General features: G+C 40.2%; 17 protein-coding genes. 6 read left to right on the plus strand and 11 right to left on the minus strand.

Annotated features, from left to right (window positions below):
• Nucleotides 1-17: 17 nt before the first annotated feature.
• Entirely contained in the window at nucleotides 18-1,673 is a 1,656-nt protein-coding gene (locus MMU07_RS04785) for a UxaA family hydrolase (protein WP_241124699.1), read from the minus strand.
• A 105-nt stretch (nucleotides 1,674-1,778) separates the two neighbouring features.
• Between MMU07_RS04785 and MMU07_RS04790 the strand changes: the two genes are divergently transcribed.
• The 5 genes from MMU07_RS04790 to MMU07_RS04810 all read left to right on the plus strand — a co-directional run bounded on the left by MMU07_RS04790 (nucleotide 1,779) and on the right by MMU07_RS04810 (nucleotide 6,445).
• Nucleotides 1,779-2,774: a PfkB family carbohydrate kinase gene (locus MMU07_RS04790; RefSeq protein WP_241124700.1), complete on the plus strand. Its 996-nt coding sequence runs from the start codon at nucleotides 1,779-1,781 to the stop codon at nucleotides 2,772-2,774.
• An 81-nt stretch (nucleotides 2,775-2,855) separates the two neighbouring features.
• Entirely contained in the window at nucleotides 2,856-3,518 is a 663-nt protein-coding gene (locus tag MMU07_RS04795; protein WP_241124701.1) for a beta/alpha barrel domain-containing protein, read from the plus strand.
• Between the two features lie 95 nt (nucleotides 3,519-3,613).
• On the plus strand, nucleotides 3,614-4,567 hold the full coding sequence (locus tag MMU07_RS04800; RefSeq protein ID WP_336246171.1) for a TRAP transporter substrate-binding protein: 954 nt from the start codon (nucleotides 3,614-3,616) through the stop codon (nucleotides 4,565-4,567).
• 90 nt (nucleotides 4,568-4,657) lie between these two features.
• Nucleotides 4,658-5,143, plus strand: coding sequence for a TRAP transporter small permease (locus MMU07_RS04805; RefSeq protein WP_241124702.1), 486 nt, complete (start codon nucleotides 4,658-4,660; stop codon nucleotides 5,141-5,143).
• 3 nt (nucleotides 5,144-5,146) lie between these two features.
• On the plus strand, nucleotides 5,147-6,445 hold the full coding sequence (locus tag MMU07_RS04810; protein ID WP_241124703.1) for a TRAP transporter large permease: 1,299 nt from the start codon (nucleotides 5,147-5,149) through the stop codon (nucleotides 6,443-6,445).
• 382 nt (nucleotides 6,446-6,827) lie between these two features.
• On the opposite strand, the gene pfkA is transcribed toward MMU07_RS04810, so the two are convergent.
• A complete protein-coding gene (gene pfkA, locus MMU07_RS04815; protein WP_241124704.1) occupies nucleotides 6,828-7,814 on the minus strand; it encodes a 6-phosphofructokinase in 987 nt (328 codons plus the stop codon).
• Nucleotides 7,814-8,188: a methylglyoxal synthase gene (locus tag MMU07_RS04820; RefSeq protein ID WP_241124705.1), complete on the minus strand. Its 375-nt coding sequence runs from the start codon at nucleotides 8,186-8,188 to the stop codon at nucleotides 7,814-7,816. The genes pfkA and MMU07_RS04820 overlap by 1 nt, the downstream gene beginning before the upstream one ends.
• A gap of 622 nt (nucleotides 8,189-8,810) precedes the next feature.
• Here MMU07_RS04820 and mscL point away from each other — a divergent pair.
• Entirely contained in the window at nucleotides 8,811-9,215 is a 405-nt protein-coding gene (gene mscL / locus MMU07_RS04825) for a large-conductance mechanosensitive channel protein MscL (protein ID WP_241124706.1), read from the plus strand.
• A gap of 32 nt (nucleotides 9,216-9,247) precedes the next feature.
• Here the strand turns inward: mscL and MMU07_RS04830 are convergent, their stop codons facing one another.
• The 8 genes from MMU07_RS04830 to MMU07_RS04865 form a co-directional block, all read right to left on the minus strand.
• Nucleotides 9,248-9,700 (minus strand): Spy/CpxP family protein refolding chaperone, encoded by a 453-nt coding sequence (locus MMU07_RS04830; protein WP_241124707.1) that lies wholly within the window; start codon nucleotides 9,698-9,700, stop codon nucleotides 9,248-9,250.
• 14 nt (nucleotides 9,701-9,714) lie between these two features.
• Nucleotides 9,715-10,089: a hypothetical protein gene (locus MMU07_RS04835; RefSeq protein WP_241124708.1), complete on the minus strand. Its 375-nt coding sequence runs from the start codon at nucleotides 10,087-10,089 to the stop codon at nucleotides 9,715-9,717.
• 36 nt (nucleotides 10,090-10,125) lie between these two features.
• Complete coding sequence (locus MMU07_RS04840; protein WP_241124797.1) at nucleotides 10,126-10,674, minus strand: RNA polymerase sigma factor; 549 nt, start codon at nucleotides 10,672-10,674, stop codon at nucleotides 10,126-10,128.
• Nucleotides 10,675-10,830: 156 nt separating this feature from the next.
• The gene (locus MMU07_RS04845) at nucleotides 10,831-11,754 is read right to left on the minus strand and encodes a universal stress protein (protein ID WP_241124709.1); all 924 of its coding nucleotides are present in this window, start codon (nucleotides 11,752-11,754) and stop codon (nucleotides 10,831-10,833) included.
• Nucleotides 11,755-12,293: 539 nt separating this feature from the next.
• Nucleotides 12,294-13,772: an oligosaccharide flippase family protein gene (locus MMU07_RS04850; RefSeq protein ID WP_241124710.1), complete on the minus strand. Its 1,479-nt coding sequence runs from the start codon at nucleotides 13,770-13,772 to the stop codon at nucleotides 12,294-12,296.
• Nucleotides 13,773-13,780: 8 nt separating this feature from the next.
• Nucleotides 13,781-14,803 carry a glycosyltransferase family 4 protein gene (locus MMU07_RS04855; RefSeq protein ID WP_241124711.1) on the minus strand — a complete coding sequence of 341 codons (1,023 nt, stop codon included), beginning with the start codon at nucleotides 14,801-14,803 and terminating at the stop codon, nucleotides 13,781-13,783.
• A gap of 38 nt (nucleotides 14,804-14,841) precedes the next feature.
• Nucleotides 14,842-15,558, minus strand: a complete 717-nt coding sequence (locus MMU07_RS04860) for a class I SAM-dependent methyltransferase (RefSeq protein ID WP_241124712.1) — start codon at nucleotides 15,556-15,558, stop codon at nucleotides 14,842-14,844.
• Nucleotides 15,555-17,981 (minus strand): YfhO family protein, encoded by a 2,427-nt coding sequence (locus MMU07_RS04865; RefSeq protein ID WP_241124713.1) that lies wholly within the window; start codon nucleotides 17,979-17,981, stop codon nucleotides 15,555-15,557. The genes MMU07_RS04860 and MMU07_RS04865 overlap by 4 nt, the downstream gene beginning before the upstream one ends.
• Between the last annotated feature and the right edge of the window lie 33 nt (nucleotides 17,982-18,014).

Genomic DNA, 18,014 nt, shown 5'->3' on the forward strand with positions numbered 1-18,014 from the left:
TTTAAAACCTTTTAACTTCATAGCGAAACGCCTCTTTTCCAGGGAATGAAATCATCCTGAGCCAATAAGACCGCTTTTGGTTTAACTTCTCCCGAAGCCACCTTGATGATGGTTTCGAGTATTGCTTCACCCATTTCCGCAATGCTTTTTTCGCCTGAAATGATGCCTCCCGTATCAATATCGATGATGTCAGGCATTTTATTGGCAAGTTTTGTATTGGTTGCGATCTTGATGACCGGAGCAATTGGATTCCCTGTAGGCGTTCCCAATCCCGTGGTAAACAGTATGACATTGGCCCCGGAACCTGCCATGGCAGTCGTACTTTCCACATCATTACCGGGAGTGCAGACAAGATTGAGGCCCGGCTTTTGAAAATACTCCGCATAATCGAGCACATCAGTGACGGGCGAAGTTCCCCCTTTTTTGGCAGCTCCGGCTGATTTTATCGCATCAGTGATCAAACCGTCCTTGATATTGCCCGGCGAGGGATTCATATCAAAACCCGAACCCACAGCGACAGCGGAAGCTGAATATGCTTTCATCAATGCGGCGAATTTGTCAGCCGACTCATCGGTAGTGCATCGGTTGATCAATTCCTGTTCCACCCCACACAATTCAGGAAATTCTGAAAGCATGGTCGTTCCTCCCAGAGCGACGATCAAGTCTGAGGCATATCCGACTGCAGGATTCGCTGAAATACCTGAAAATCCATCCGATCCGCCGCATTCCAACCCAACAGTAAGCTTACTGAGCGGTGCAGGTTTTCTTTCCTGTTTGTTGGCTTCAACCATTCCCAAAAATGTTTTTTTGATGGCTTCTGAAAGAAGTTGCTGCTCGGTCCCTTCCTTTTGCTGTTCCAGAATAATGAGCGGTTTTTTTAATTCCGGATTGATTTTATAGAGTTTTTCTTTCAAGATCGAAGGCTGTGCATTCTGACAGCCCAAGCTCAGCACCGTTGCCCCCGCCACGTTAGGATTGTTGATATATCCTGCTAAAAGTGCGCAAAGGGATTCTGAATCTCTTCTTGTACCGCCACAGCCTCCCTGATGATCCAGGACTTTGATGCCGTCAAGATTTGGAAACAACAATTTGGACTCCATTTCCTTCGCTTTCTCTACGTTCAGGTTTACGATTTCATCTTGTTTTCCTTCCTGATGCAGCTTCACCATGTTTTTGACCATTGACTTAAATGGATTTATTTTACCATAACCCAAGGCATCATTAAAGGCGTCCTTGATGACTTCTACGTTTCGGTTTTCACAAAAAACCAACGGGATGATCAACCAATAATTTGCTGTCCCTACCTGACCGTCTTCTCGGTGATAGCCCATAAAAGTCCGGCCGTGAAACCTACTTAAGGAAGGAGGGTTCCATTGGTAATTTTTGGTTTTTTTACCAAAATTGCCAGCCTCGTGGATAATGTTTTGGGTTGTAATCAGGCTTCCCTCGGGTAAGTCTATCATGGTACGGCCGACGACTGTCCCATACATGTAGATCAAATCCTCTTTAGCCAAGGGTTCAATGGTAAACTTATGTTTTGCCTGAACCTCCTGACGAAGTTTGATTGTCTTTCCTCCAAAATCTACCGTACTTTCTGAAGGTAAATCCACCAAAGCGACCAATACATTGTCCTTTTCGTGGATTTGAATAAAAGTGTTTGGTTTGCCAGCCATGTATTTTTTTATCTAATCTGAAATCGTTTGCATTAACTTATATCCTGTATCTCTTGAAAACAAAATTTAAGTGTTTATTTTCATGAAAGATTAGCATTTTAGACAATGGGCAAAAAAATTATTACCATAGGCGAAGTAATGATGCGCCTCAGCACTCCGGGACACGAAAGATTCGTTCAGGCAAGTTCTTATGAAGCTGTTTTTGGAGGATCGGAAGCAAATGTTTCCATCTGTCTCGCCAATTGGGATCAGGAAACTTACCATGTTACCGCTTTTCCCGGACATGATATCGGAAAAGCTGCAACAAGGTATTTGAGGCAGACTGGAGTCAAGACCGATTTCGTTTATTTTTCTGAGGGAAGGATGGGTTTGTACTTTTTGGAGAACGGTTCCATGCAGCGTTCTTCTAAAATCATCTATGACAGATTTGATTCTGCTTTTTCCAATTTTGATGGGAAAGACATCGATTGGGATTTGGTTTTTGACGGGGCGGATTGGTTTCATTGGACAGGAATAACACCCGCACTCAGCCAAAATGCAGCAGACATGACGCTGAAGGCACTTAAAGCTGCATATGATAAAGGATTGACAATCAGTGGGGATATCAATTATAGGAGAAACCTTTGGCAATATGGAAAAGGACCTTTGGACGTGATGCCCGAGCTGATAAGGTATACCCATGTATTGGTAGCAGGGAAATCTGATTTTGAAAACTGTATGGATATCGCCCAAGATGATTGGGGTGATGCCTGCTATCAGGCCAAAAAGTATTACCCACAGATCAAATATATTACCAAGACAAAAAGAGAGTCCGTTTCTGCATCCCATAATCGGCTTAAGGGTGTTTTATGGAACGGCGAGGAAATTCTTTTTTCAAACATTTATGAAATGACTCATATTGTCGATCGGGTGGGAGGGGGTGATGCCTTTATCGCAGGTTTGATTTATGGGCTATTGCATCTTTCCGATCAGGAAGCCATTGAATTTGCTACGGCTTCCTCCGTCCTGAAACACAGCATTAAGGGCGATGCCAATTTTGTCTCTCTTGAAGAAGTAAATGATTTGGTCAAAGGAGAAAATATTGGCAAGCTATTGAGGTAAGGTTTAAGTTCTAAGTCATTCTATTCATAACGCTCTCATTTATAGATTTCCAATAACCAATAATCAATAACCATATCAGTAATGAAATATACCCACCAAGAAATCCTTGATAAAATGGCTGAAACGGGAATGATTCCTGTATTTAACCACAAAGATATTTCTGTCGCCAAGTCAGTGATAGATGCATCCTATAATGCCGGGATCAGGGTTTTTGAATTTACTAACAGGGAATCCAATGCTTTTGAGGTATTTAAAGAGTTGAAGATTTATTCTGAAAAATATCCTGATTTGCTTTTGGGAATAGGGACTGTTTTTTCGGCAAAAGACGCTTCACGCTTTCATTATGTCGGGACAGATTTTGTGGTTTCTCCTGCTTTGATTCCTGAAGTTGCCAATTACTGCACGATGAAAGGCCTTTTTTGGGTTCCCGGATGTGCCACAATCACGGAAGTGTTTCAGGCAAAGTCCATGGGCGCGCTTTTGGTCAAAGCATTTCCCGGAAATTTATTGGGTTCAGGATTTATAAAAAGTGTATTGTCAGTCATGCCGGATATCAAAATGATGCCCACCGGTGGCGTGGAACCTACCTTGGATAATCTTTCAGAATGGTTTAAAGCCGGAGTGCATTGTGTAGGGATGGGTTCGCAGTTGTTTGATAAAAATGCCATTGAAAAGGGAGAATTTGAGGCTTTGGAAAAAAATATCAAGAATGCATTGGCAACAATCCAAAAAATTAGGAAATGAAATCCCATTATTACCCTAAAGCCATGACTGATTTAAATTCAAAACAGAAAAATAGGAATCGTTTGTCTTTTTTTTCAGGGCCAACTTTTTTGATCTTGTTTTCACTGATTTTATTTTCTACCTGCAAAGGTCCGGGAGGGGTGAGGGTCATCAAATTGGGTCATGGGCTTGGGGTAACGCATCCCGTCCATAAGGCTATGGTGTTTATGGCCGATAAAGTTGCCGAGAAATCAAATGGACAGATGCAGATCCGGATTTATCCAAACCAACAATTGGGTACTGAAAGGGAGTTGGTGGAATTGCTTCAGATTGGAAGTTTGGGAATGACAAAAGTATCCTCAGCAACGATGGAAAGTTTTGCTCCTAGGATGCAGGTTTTGTCTATGCCGTATTTGTTCAGAGACGATGCCCACAGGGATAAGGTATTGAAGGGAGATATCGGTAAGCAACTGCTGCTCGACGGGGAAGATTTTTGGTTGAGGGGTTTGTGTTATTATGATGCAGGCAAAAGGAGTTTTTACACCAAAACCAAGCCTATAGAAAATCCATCTGACCTGAAAGGATTGAAAATCAGGGTGATGGAAAGCAATACTGCTATCAATATGGTGAAGAGTTTGGGAGGTTCTCCGACTCCGGTTTCTTACGGCGAGCTTTACACTGCATTGCAGCAAGGGATCGTGGACGGTGCCGAGAATAATCCGCCAAGCCTTTATACTTCCAAGCATTATGAAGTCTGTAAGTTCTATTCGATCAATGAACACACTGCCGTGCCTGATGTGCTGATTGTCAGTACCAAGGTCTGGAAACTGCTCGATGATCAGGAGAAAAAATGGCTTCAGGAAGCCGCTGACGAGTCTGTGGTGTATCAGTATAAACTGTGGGCAGAGTCCGTCGAGGAATCTTACAGAGAGTTGAAAAAAGCCGGAGTTACCATTTTATATCCTGAAGTGACAGGCTTTAGAGAGGCGACAGAAGTGATGTACCGAGATTTCAAATCTACCCAACCTGATTTATTTGAAATTGTGGACAAAATCAGAAAGACTGAGTAAAGAATTCTATTGGCGAGTATAAGTATATTTATTTCAAGCCATTAAAATTCTTTTGAAAAACTATTTATTCAACCCAAAATAAGTTATCCAATGCTTAATCCTACTTTTAAAATAAAACTTGACAAAGTGGTTTCGGGCCTTTTGGTCATTTTGATGGCTTTGATGGTTTTCAATGTGACTTGGCAGGTTTTGTCGAGATATGTCGTCCAAAACCCCAGCTCATTTACAGATGAACTGTCAAGGTATATGCTCATTTGGTTGGGGATGTTGGGAGCTGCCTATGTCGCAGGACAAAACCAGCACATTGCAATTGACCTGCTTCCGAACCGCCTTATTGGCAAATCCAAAATGAAATTGATGGTTCTAATCAATGTCATCGTCCTGTTTTTTGCTTTTTCTGTGATGGTAATAGGAGGGATCAATCTGGTTTATATCACATTTATCCTTGGTCAAAAGTCGGCTACGATGCAGATTCCACTTGCCTATATTTATACCATTTTACCGATTAGCGGACTGTTGGTTATCTATTACCAGATTTTTCAGATTTCCAATCATTACAGACTTTATAACTCCTGATCCATGGAATACATCAGCATCATCATATTGGTTCTTTCCTTTATTACTTTATTGGCAATAGGAGTGCCTGTGGCCTGGAGTCTTGGAATCGCAAGTTTTATTACCCTATTGGTTTCAGTTGCTGCCGGCCCTTCTGCCACGACTATTGCACAGCGGATGGCAACAGGATTGGATAGTTTTGCCTTGCTGGCAATTCCCTTTTTTGTTTTGGCCGGAGAAATTATGAACAAAGGAGGAATTGCCAACCGCTTGATAGAATTGGCAAAATCTCTTGCAGGAAGACTTCCCGGGAGTTTATTATATGTGAATGTGATCGCAGCGATGCTTTTTGGCGCTATTGCCGGTTCGGCTGCTGCTGCGGCTTCCGCATTGGGAAGTATCCTTGGCAAAAGGATGGAAACAGAAGGCTACCCCAAGGAACTTGGTGCAGCTGTCAATATCACTTCCTCCACCACAGGACTCATAATTCCACCTTCTAATATCCTAATTGTATATTCACTCGCCTCTGGTGGTGTTTCTATTGCAGCATTGTTTGTAGCAGGTTATTTGCCCGGAATTTTTGTTGGATTTATACTTATGGTCACTGCTGCGATTTTTATCAGAAAAGAAAAATTACCTTCCGGTGAAGGAGTTTCTTTAAAGGAATTTGGAAGGACTTTCTTCCGTGCATTTCCCTCACTGATGCTTTTGTTTATTGTTATAGGTGGAATTGTTGGTGGAATATTCACGGCAACTGAAGCCTCAGCTATTGCTGTGATTTATACTTTGGGATTGTCGCTTTATTACAAAGAGTTAAAATTCAAGGAATTGCCATCCATTCTATTGAAATCCTCAGAGACGACAGCCATAGTATTGCTTCTTATTGCAACATCGATGAGCATGTCTTGGGTGATGTCAAGTGAAGATATCCCACAGGCGATTACGGATTCCTTGTTGTCTGTCAGCGACAATATTTTCGTCATTCTTATTCTGATCAATGTCATATTACTATTTGTTGGAATATTTATGGACATGACCCCTGCGGTTCTAATTTTTACACCTATTTTCCTTTCTATAGTTACAGAACTAGGTGTCGATCCTGTCCATTTCGGGATAATTATGATCATGAACTTGTGTATAGGCCTTTGCACCCCTCCTGTAGGTTCGGTTCTTTTTATAGGTGTTCAAGTGGCCGGTACTACCCTTGAAAAAGTGATAGGCACCCTAATCCCTTTTTTCATAGCCATGATTTTGGGCTTGATTGTCATTACCTTATGGCCGGGTTTGACACTTTGGTTGCCTAGGCTGTTTGGATTAATGTAAATATGATTATCCGCTACTTTTCCACTAGCTCAAAATCAAAGATTAAAACTGTGGATAATAAGAACATAGCCGACGGTCCACAGCTTTAGCCACGGAACGGGATTTTCAATCCGAGTTTTAAATGGTTTGTTGCAATGAAGCGTTTGAAAATAAAAAACAATGTGCGTTTCCGCTTTATAGCAGGCAGCCAAACAAATTATGGTTGGGGTACGATTAGAGGTTCCATGGACTGTGGATCGTCGTCTATGGGCAGTTATCCCCATCCGATAAAGTCCTTTCAAGCCCAACATGTAACATTGGGTATACTCATAAATGCAAAAAGTGAATAGAATAGAAGGAGCAAAAAAAGGAGGTTTTCGCCTCCTTTTTTGGGTTAAGTTAATTACGTTGATAAAATTTTTGCAATTCTAAAGTCATCCTCATCGACCTCTTTGTGTCCCACAATTGCTTTTGCAATAGGAGTAAAGACTACTTTGTTATTGATAATTCCGGCCATGACATCGTATTTTCCCTGCATCAGTCCTTCCACAGCAAAGACACCTAGCTTACTAGCCAAAACCCTGTCCAAGGAACTTGGAGCTCCACCTCTCTGTAAGTGCCCAAGAATAGTCACTTTGATGTCATAATAGGGGAGTTCCTTTTTGATTTTTTCAGCGATTTCTACTGCACCTCCACTTTTACCACCTTCAGCTACAATGACGATGTTGGAAGACTTCATGGCTTTGGTTCTGGCTTTTAGTCTTTCTACCAACCTTTCGATCGGCATTTTCTTTTCAGGAATCAAAGTAGCGGCGGCGGCACTACCAATACCGGCATTGATTGCGATAAAACCTGCATCCCTACCCATCACTTCGACAAAGAAAAGTCGGTCATGAGAAGTGGCTGTATCCCTTATTTTGTCGATAGCTTCAATCGCAGTATTGCAAGCCGTATCAAACCCGATCGTCAGGTCGGTTCCTGCAAGGTCATTGTCAATCGTTCCAGGTAAGCCGATGGAAGGGATTCCATACTCATTGTAAAATAAATGCGCACCCGTCAAAGAACCGTCTCCACCAATAATGACCAATGCATCAATTCCGTGCTTTACAAGGTTATTGTAGGCTTTCTTTCTTCCTTCCGGTGTTCTGAATTCGCTGCTTCTGGCAGATTTTAGGAATGTCCCACCTCTTTCAAGTACATGGGCAATATTCTTAGACTCCAGTTTTTTGATGTCATCTTGGATCATTCCTTCATACCCCCTGTAGATGCCATACATTTCTATATTGTAGTAAAACCCCGCCCTGACTACTGCTCTGATAGCTGCATTCATTCCTGGGGCATCTCCTCCTGATGTGAGTACGCCTATTCTTTTGATTGTTTTTGGTTCCATTAAAATTTTGAAGTTAATTGTTTGAACATGAGGTCTGCGGCAGCAGGATTGGTAGCAAGAGGGATATTGTGCACGTCACATATTCGCATCAACATCTGTACATCCGGTTCATGGGGGTGTTTGTCTAAGGGATCTCTAAAAAAAATAACCATTGTAAGTTCCTTTTGGGCTGCTAGGGCTGCAATTTGTGCATCTCCTCCTATTGGTCCTGAAAGTACTTTTTGAACTTTAATCCCTATTTTTTCTATGTGTGAACCTGTAGTACCGGTAGCCACCAACTCAATGTTCGAGTTTTGTAATTGTTTTTTAAAACCACTAAGGAAATGGACCATATCGGCCTTCTTTCCATCATGGGCTATCAATGCTATTTTCATTGGATTGTGGTAAATAGGTTTTCGGGGTAAATTTATAAAAATTTATAGGTTAAGTCTTGCAGATAATTTTTTTTAATCTGATAATCCGCATACTTGCCCTTATTTCTTTTAGACAAAACGGCCTTGACTTCGCTCGGTCACCGGATCTGGTGCTATTGTTGGGAGGGAGGTGGAGGGAAATGCGGCGTAGCCGCATTTCCCTCCACCTCCTCTAGAAATAAAATTTACGGACACCGAGCCGGTCGAGGTGAATTGAAACAAAATTTTGCTAGTGGCAGAATTGCGGAAATACATATTTTTTAATAAGTATGTACGCAATGATGCCTGTAGATTTGATATCTATTTAAATTCTGTACTATGGACTTTAATTCACGCTTCATCGGTCTTCCGACTTCGTTCCGATAGCTCGGAATTCCGTCCCGATTGTATAAGAATATAGGGTTACTGGCAAATTAGCTGGTAACCATATTTTTTAATCTTCCCAATCCAAATTTTAATTTATTTTAAAGCTATTTTAAAGATTTCATTTCGTAGAATAACTTAATTAAAAGATAAATATCAATTGGTTTTGATTTTTTACTATTTTGTAACTTTATATTTTATAACCATAACCATTTAATTTATGAGCCTAATAAAAGAATTTAAGGAGTTTGCCGTGAAAGGCAATGTGGTCGATTTGGCTGTCGCTGTAATTATCGGCGGTGCTTTCGGGAAAATTGTTTCTTCATTTGTTAATGATGTGATTATGCCTCCTATTGGGGTATTGTTGGGAGGTGTTGATTTTAAGGATCTCAGCATCATTATCAAGGAAGCCGAAGGAGAATTGCCTGCTGTGGTGTTGAGCTACGGTAATTTTATCCAGAATGTGGTGGATTTTTTAATTATCGCATTTGTGATTTTTATGGCGATAAAAGGAATGAATTCATTTAAAAAGAAAGAAGTCGAAGCTCCGGCTCCTCCGCCACCTTCACCACCAAAATCTGAAGTTCTGCTTGAAGAAATCAGAGACCTTCTAAAGAATAAATAATAAAAAAAAGCAGCTTTAAAGCTGCTTTTTTTTTAATCTTTTGATCCACCTTCTCTGCCGCCTCGATGCCTTTGGTATACTTGACGGGTAAATTCTCTATTGACCCCACCAAGTTTGATCGCCTGTTGGGGTGAAATGACCTTGGTTATCTCCTCCATAAAATTCTTTTCCCTGTCCAATAACTGCTGTTGGATAGAAAACCGTTTTTGGATTATTTCTTTGGCCCTTGTTTCGGTCAATTCCTGCATCGATTCCTTATTGAGGTTTGATACTTTATCCATCATTTTGGTCCGCTCTTCATTATATTGATTAAATAAGGGCCAAAACTTCTCTGCCTGTTCCGGCTTGAGGTCTAGTCTGTTTGTGATAAAAGCGACTCTTGCAGCCTCCAATTTTTCTTTGTCGTATTCTGTATTTGGTTTTTGGGCGAATGCCGAAATTCCAAAAAGCAAAAATACAGCATGTACTAATAATATTTTTTTCATGAGTTTTTCTTGTTTTACCACCATTCTTCTATGTCGCTGCTTGGTTGAGTACTTTCTACCACACCCCATTCTTCTTCAATTATCTCATCCAATATCAAGTTGGGATTTTCTGAAAAGGAAAGAATGTCTTCTGCCTGCCAATATCCTGAGTTGATATATAGGTCAATTTCTTGCTCCAAATCTGCCTCAAGTGTTTTGCTGACCATTAATTCATTTTTAATTACAAAAAAGAATACCCCAATAGTAATAACTGCGGCGGCAGCAGTCATTCGGACCATTGAAAGGGTTCTAATTTTCTTTTGATTGTTTCTTTCTAAAACACGGTTCGGCAGTTTTTCGAAGTATCCTTCCGGTGTTTTGAAAACAATGCTTTTTGGGAAGTTTTCCATAATTCGGTGTGTTAGACAGGCTTAAGGTACTTAGGTTTACTCGGTTTGGAGTTCATTTTCTAATTTTTTGACAGCATGATGATAACTGGCTTTCAATGCGCCTATAGAAGTTTCGGTAATCTGACTGATCTGTTCGTAGCTGAGGTCTTCATAATACCTCATGTTAAATACTAGGCGCTGTTTGTCTGGTAATTTCAGCAATGCTTTGTGAAGGCGCTTTTCAATTTCTTCCCCTGTAATCAACCCTGACCTGTCCAAATAGCCGGCCATAGTCTCCAAATGGTCTTCGATAGGGAAGAAAAACCTCTTTTTTTTCCTTTCTAGAAAATTGAGGCTTTCGTTGGTCGCTATCCTATACAACCATGTAAAAAGGGAAGAGTTACCCTGAAAATTTTCAATATTTTTAAATGCCTTGATGAAGGTATTCTGGGTGACATCATCGGCATCTTCATGGATAATCAGCATTTTTCTAATGATGCCATACACCCTTTTTTGGTACATTTCTACCAGCAGCCTATACCCTCTTTCCTTCGATTCGGGATTACGGATCAATTCTAAAAGTTCCAGGTCACTGATTGATATCATTGGGCTGTTTGACATAACTGATTCCAAGAGGTTTAATTTTGGAGTCATTATTTTTGAAGGCACATTAATATTACTGTATGTTACCTCAAAAAAAATCCGATCCTCGGGGCCAGCCTGAAGATCGGATTTTAAATCCAAACTTATTGTCAATAGAGGTCAGATTTCCAATATATAGTCTAGGATTCCTGCATTTTTACCTTTTGGTCTTGTAACCAGGAGAGGGAAAGTTTCATTCAGCTGGATCAGACGCTCCGCCATGCTTCCTATAAATAAGGCTGTAGCGGCTGTTCTTCCTTTGGCGCCTATAATGATGCCGTCAGCACTGATTTCTTTGGCCTTGGCTATGATTTCTTCTACAGGGTCATCGTCGTCATCCTGTGTGTATATAGGTGTGATTTTGATGTTTTTGGTATCAATGTTCCTTATAAATTTTTTGAAATTGATCTCTGCGTGCATCAACATGATGGAAGTAAATTCCTCGTAGCTTTTTCCGGTAAAATGATAGCCTGAAGGAACTGTGAAGACATTCTGACAGATTATTTCAGCTTTTCCCCCGTATTTTTCTACGATCAAGACAGCTTCTTCAAGAGCGTCTTTGGAATAATCGGAAAAATCAGACGGAACCAAAAGTTTATCCATTTTTGGTTCAGCTTTCTCAGGAATAATCAAAAGAGAACAGCTCGCCCTTCTTGCCAGTCTTTGGGAAATAACACCTGTACCGGGAAGGCTTACTTTTCTACCGATGATGATCATATCGGCTGACTTTTCATGAGCAAGTTTTAGAATTTTTTTGCTTAACTGACCCTCTTTGACGACATAGGAAAATTCAATATCATCTCTTTTTCCGAAGTTTCTGTCCACGACTTCTTTCATTTGTCGCTTCCTTTCTTCTACCATGTTGTCGATAAGATTTGGGAATTCAACCAGTACTTCCTTAGGAATCTGGAGGTTTCTGATAACATTGGCAAAATAGATTTTTTTTGTCTCATTGACCCGGGACACAAAAGACGCAAACCTTACCAAGGTATCATCAAGGTCACTTTGGTCAAGACAAACGATGAGCTTTTTTATTTGATACATTTTATTTAGCCTTTTCGAACCACAAAGTTACGCTAATCCGATGATGAAAAATAGATGTTTGAAGAATAAAATTTTGTCGAATTATCGATTCAAAATTAGAGACGGATTTTTGTACTGCGAATCAATGAATTTTGGATGAATAGTTTGGATATGTTTCTTGAATTTTTGGACAATGATTTTTTTTAAATTTCTACCCAATAAAAATACATAATTTAAGTTCCCAACAAAATGATTTTTGGTCAATTAAAAAGATTCCTCCTTTGTAAGGAAAATTAGCTTGACAATTGATTTTTGAGGCCTTTTTGTGGAAAATCAGTCGGTCCAATCTGCCATTAATTTGTATATTTGCACAAATGGCTCGGGTCGCCGACATGTTCCGACTTCACAATTATAAAACAATCCCGAGTGAAGCCCTTTCCAAAAACAGGCCTCATCCTTTAGCAATAAAGGACCTCGTATCTCCGGATGCAGGATAACAGTGGAAGTTTGCGGATCTCGTGGCAGCTCAAATCCTGTCAGTAAAGAGGTTTGGTAACACTCTAAGGCCTGAGCCCTTTTATTTTTTGAATTACTTTTTCCTGAATTTCTTTGCCTACGCCTAATGCAAAAACTCCAAGTCCATACAATAAAGTGATTGCCCCGGATCGAATGATCAAATCAGCAATACCGGATGGATTGTTTCTAAAAAGATAAGCTTGAACAAAATAAATAGCTACTCCCAAAAGAAGAATCTTCAATACGTCCCAAGAAAAGGGCTCAAAGGATAGTCTTATTTTGATATAGAGGTATTTGACAAAATTATAGAGAAACATGGACATAAATGAGGCAAATGCCGCTCCCTCAATCCCATAATATGGTATCAGTAGTAAATTCAATACCACTACGGCGATGCTCATGATGATGGTCGCTGTAATATTGAAGATATAGTACTTCGAAAACACAATGATTTCTCCGTTGATAGAAAATACTATATCACACATTTTTCCAAATCCGATCCAAAGTACAACCCATTTTCCGGCCTCATAAATGGTTTTGTTTGGTACAAAGTGATAGAGATTATCAATGTTGGACCAAATGCCTAGGAACAACAAAACACATATTAAAGTCTGGTTAACCGCAATGTCTTTATACAATTTGTCTATTTTGGGGAATTCTTTTTTTGAAAAATATTCCGCCACTACAGGCATACTGACCTGAGATATTGCCCTTCGTGGCATTTCCATGACAATGGCAATCGAAAAAGCAATGTTATAAATCGCATTGGCTTCCAATCCGATCATAGAACTCACCATCAAGCTGTCAATTTTCATGATCAAAATGCCTCCTGCAGTGCCTAGTAAGGTGATGAAGCTGTAATTGAGAAACTCTGATTTGAAACCTTTTCTTTCAAAAAAGAAATCTGTTTTAATGCTGAATATCCCAATGCGGATCATGTAAACTATCAAGCTACCTAGTACAATGAGGTAATTGACCGCTAATCCCCAAATCATCTGATCAAAATCTATCCAACCGACTAAATAGATCGATACCAGCAAAGTCGAGAGCAACCGCAGCAATACTTCCCTAAGTAAAGTAGGAACAGCAATCTTCATATAAGACCTACTGAAAGCATCCAAAACAGTATTGACTACTGAAAACAGGGTAATCAACAACACCACAACGAAGAAGTCAATGACCTGCGGGGAATTGACGGCAAAGGCAGCAATAATTTGGCTTTTGAAAATAAAAAATAAAAGAGAGACAGCAATAAACCCCATTAAAGAGACCAAAATGTTGAAAGTGAGGAAAGAATCCTGCTTGCTTTTGAGTTGGGGGAAAAACCTCGTAATCGCATTACCCAATCCCAATTGCGCAAAAGGCACTAAAAGCGTCGCCATGTCCTGTACTGTTCTGAATATTCCGATTTGCTCAGGGGCAAGGGAATACGGAAATAGCCACAATACATTGAAATATCCAATCGCCACACCCAAATAATGGGAGAGGGTAGTCAGAATACTTTGACGGGCAAATTTTTCCAATGGACGTATTAGTTAAACAATCCCAATAACTCTTTTTTTCTTTTGGAATAAGGATAATCTTTCAAGATTTTGTTTCTTGATTTTGATCTTTTCTTTTCAAAATCAATATTAGAAGCTTCTTGAATAATTTTTTGGAGTTTTTCAGGATTTTTTTGATCTAATATAAAACCGGAATCATCTATGATCAAAGGAATGTCGCCGACTGCTGAACCAATAGGAACGCAACCACAAAGCATGGCTTCGGCCAATGCATTCGGAAATCCTTCAGAGGTAGATAATTGTAAGTAAAAGCGGTTTTTGTTATACAAATCTCTCAACCCATTTTTATCCTGGGGACCTAAAATAGAAATGTTTTTGGCATCCGATGTATAGTCAAGATCTCCAATTAGGGTAAAAGTTGCTTCAGGGAATTTTTTTGCAATCATTTCAACCATGTCAATACCTTTAATTCTTGCCCGGACCTGGGAGGAAATCCCTTTAGCTACTGTGACAAAAGTCATCGGTCTTCTTTCTTCCTCAAAGTCAATCCAAAAATCAGTATCAAAACCATTGTGGATAGTCTTGATGGGGGTTTTCAGCCCGGGAATCAGGTTTTTCAGTCCCTGTTTGGATGAAATGGTCTGATCGTATTTATAGTCCGATTGGATAAGAGAATCTGCTACAGGGAGGATTTTTGTGCAGTTTTTAAAACTGTAAACAGTCGCTATTCTCAGCCATTTTTTCCTGAAATTGCCATAATTGATCTCCGGCATATTGACTGCATCTGTTCCTCCACATTGGATAAAAACTTTTTTCTTAAAAATTTTTCCAAAAAATGTCGGTAGTACAGAATGGTATCCCCCAAAAAAACACAAATAATATGTCGTCTTTGGCAGTAAGAAAACCAATTGAAAAAACTGAAGAATAAAGAAGAAGGGGAGAACAACAGGGTTTTGGGTAAACTGAAGTGTTTTGATGGAAAACTTAGTCTGGATCATTTCAACATCTCTATCCGTAAATGCAGTCCGTACTGGATAGGTATAAATAATCATAGATTGTCTTGAAATGGATCTGAATGATTGAGAATTGGCTACAGAAAGATACTGTTTTTGATTTTAAGAAATGTTCTTTCTATAAAAACAGGCCATTTTCCCCTTAAAGTACTTTTTGTGACTTTGGTATTTCTTCTGAAGATAAAGTATTGGTAATCTTTTTCGGTGAAAAAAACAGGATAAGTTTCCATCCTGTCTAGATAATAGCCATTGTCTCTTAAAACAGTAACCAAAGTAGCGGTGTCCAAAGGTTGGTCAATAATTTGGAGCTTTTGGGGTTCGTTGCTGATGTTATATTGCAAAAACCTTGGCGCAGGGATATGGATGAATACCACCGAACCCTCATGGGAGTGGGCATCTATCCTGGCAAACAAGTTGGGATGCTGCTCTACAGGAATATGTTCCAAAACGTCAGGAAAAACAAAATAATCAAATGTCTGACCGGATTTGGTAAAGTCGCTCATGTCAGAAACTTCAAAGCAAAGATTGGAAAATTGCTTCCAAAGGATTTTGGCTTTTTCTACGCTTTTTTCGCTGATGTCAACCGCCAAAACTTTCCCTTTTGGGGTTTTCTTCGCAATCAATTGACTGACAGTACCGATACCACAACCAACCTCCAACACATTATGATTGGACTTTAACCCTGATTGGACAAGCTTATCAATGATGGATATATGGCGTGAATTGATCCCCGTCTTTTCCTGCTTGGTCACATATTCATCATAAAACTCCTTTACTTCTTCCTTTTTGCTCATGGTTTTAGTAAAGGTTTAACTGATAGAAATAAACCCGCTATCATTGTCACAAGAATAAGATATTGAAAGATGACTGTCACATTCTTGGTTTTGTAATAGCTGTCAGGTTCAAATTTCATTACTACTTCAGATTTTCCCTCAGGAACAGCTATACCGCGGAGTAGGTAATTTGATCTTATAATTTTGGCCTCCTGCCCATTGACGTGTGCTTTCCATCCTTTGGGATAGTAAATCTCAGAAAAGACCACCAAACCGGCTTTTGTAGCTTCAACCGAATATTTTAACTCATTTGGTTTTTGGGAAGTGATAGCAACTGAACCCGAACCAGTCTGCACTGTTCCATACTCAGTCTCATTGACAGTTGCTTCCTTTTTTGTGTCCATTTGAGAAATGAGTTTGATTTCATCTTCATTGGAGGTGACATTGCGGATGGTTGCAGGAAACCATGCCGGGCCATTTGCTTCGGGATTGCTAAACACGGCATTCTCTGCTTGACCTGCTACCACATATTTGGTGTTGAGCATATTCAGTGCTTTCAGTCCCTTCCAATCAAAATTCCCTTCCTGTGCTTTTTGGATAAAAGACTGAATTTCAAAACCCAATACGTTTTCAGTTAATTCTTGGTAACGCTTCATTTTTGCTCCATGGTAGCCACCGATGCTGTTAAAGAAATAACTTGTTCTAGCATCGTTGAAAGGATTTTCCAGATTGATTACCCTGAAATATCCTTGGTCATTCAGGATTTTTGCATCAGCAGGTGATTTCGCAAAAAACTGAGCCGAGGGACTTGATTGAAAGGAATCCTCATTCAGGTATCTTTTATTGATTATCCAAAGGTCGATGGAAATCAACAATGCGATGGACAAACCAGTAACCTGTGCAGAGATTTTATTTTTCAAACTTGCCCAAATCAAACCTGCAGCAAGCAAAATGAAAATAAGACTTTTGAAAGCACTGCTTTGAAGCATGGATTTCCTGTCCTGTTGGATAGCGTCGACAAGCCAATCCGGTAAGTTGGTATCTACAGGAGCCCTAAATCCAAACATTCCTGCAAACAGCATGAAAAACAAAGCCAAACCGGCTGTACTTCCCAAAGCGATCGAAAGGTTTTTGATGAGGGGTTTATTGTCACCACTTCTGAATAGGTATTCCAAACCCAAACTTCCCAACACTGGAATTGCAAAAAGGGCAATTGAAAGGGCCATGGTTACCGCCCTGAATTTGTTGTAGCCGGGAAGAAAATCGAAAATCAAGTCATTGAACCAAGCGAGATTTTTTCCAAAAGCAAGAAAAATGGACAGGATCGTAATCGAAAGGAATACATATTTATATGTCTTGGGAGCGTAAATCAAACCCAAAACAAACAAGAAAAGCATGATCGCAGCGCCATAGATTGGACCTCCTGTTCCCGGCTGCTCGCCCCAATAGGTAGGCGCTTTTTCAATAAACCCTCTTGCTTGGGCGCTTTCAACGCCATTGCTCCTCAATGCCTGTTCTGAATTGGAATCTTTGGGCAAGGCTTCACCGCTTCCCCCTCCGTATAAGAAAGGAACCAAAAGTGTCAGGGTTTCCATTTTTCCCTGCGACCAGTTAAAGGCATAATCCCTGTCCAAACCGCCTTCCGATGTATTGGCCGAAGTAATATTGGATTGTCCTCTTGTGGAATATTCCCCATACTCGAGCACTGTCAAAAATCTGCTTAGATTCGAACCGACAGCTAAACATGCTCCCATAACCAGAATGAGCAGCGTTTTTCCAAAGGCAGGAAGCGTTTTGGATTGATATGAATCCACAATTTGCCCGATGCCATAAATCAAAACAATCAATACAGTATAGTAGGTAATCTGTAAGTGGTTGAATTTGAGTTGGAGCATCAAACCAAAAGCAAAAAGCGCAAGGCCCAAAATCTTTTTTCCGGAGAATGCCAAATGAATCCCTGCCAAAATCAGAGGAATCAGGCAGATGGCCCAGATTTTGGCATTGTGTCCTGCATCCAAGCTGATGATATGGAAGGTATTGAAGGCAAAAGCCACTGCACCCGCAATAGAAAATTCAGGTCGGACTTTGAAACTCAAAAGCAGGATATACATGGCCAACATTCCAAAAAATAAGGAATTGACAGGATGGGGGAGTCCCAAAGTGACTATTTTAATCAGGAAATTGGTAATGTCTCCCGGAACTTCAAAACTCACCAAATAAGCCGGCATTCCGCCAAACATGCTGTTGGTCCAAAGTGCTTCCTCGTCTGTTTCGGCCCTGTAATCCATGACTTCTTTGGCAGCACCTTCCCATTGAAGGATGTCATATTGGAAAAGGATTTTGCCGTCAAAAACGGCAGGAGAGAAATAAAACAAAACGATGAGGTAAAAGACCACAACTCCTACAAGGTGCGGCAAGACGTTATTTTTGAAGTTGATCTGCATAAGCTGAGTCAGTTCTTTTTGAAAGAATGGCGC

The organism is Cognataquiflexum nitidum (genome assembly GCF_022538055.1).
Lineage (GTDB): Bacteria > Bacteroidota > Bacteroidia > Cytophagales > Cyclobacteriaceae > Cognataquiflexum > Cognataquiflexum nitidum.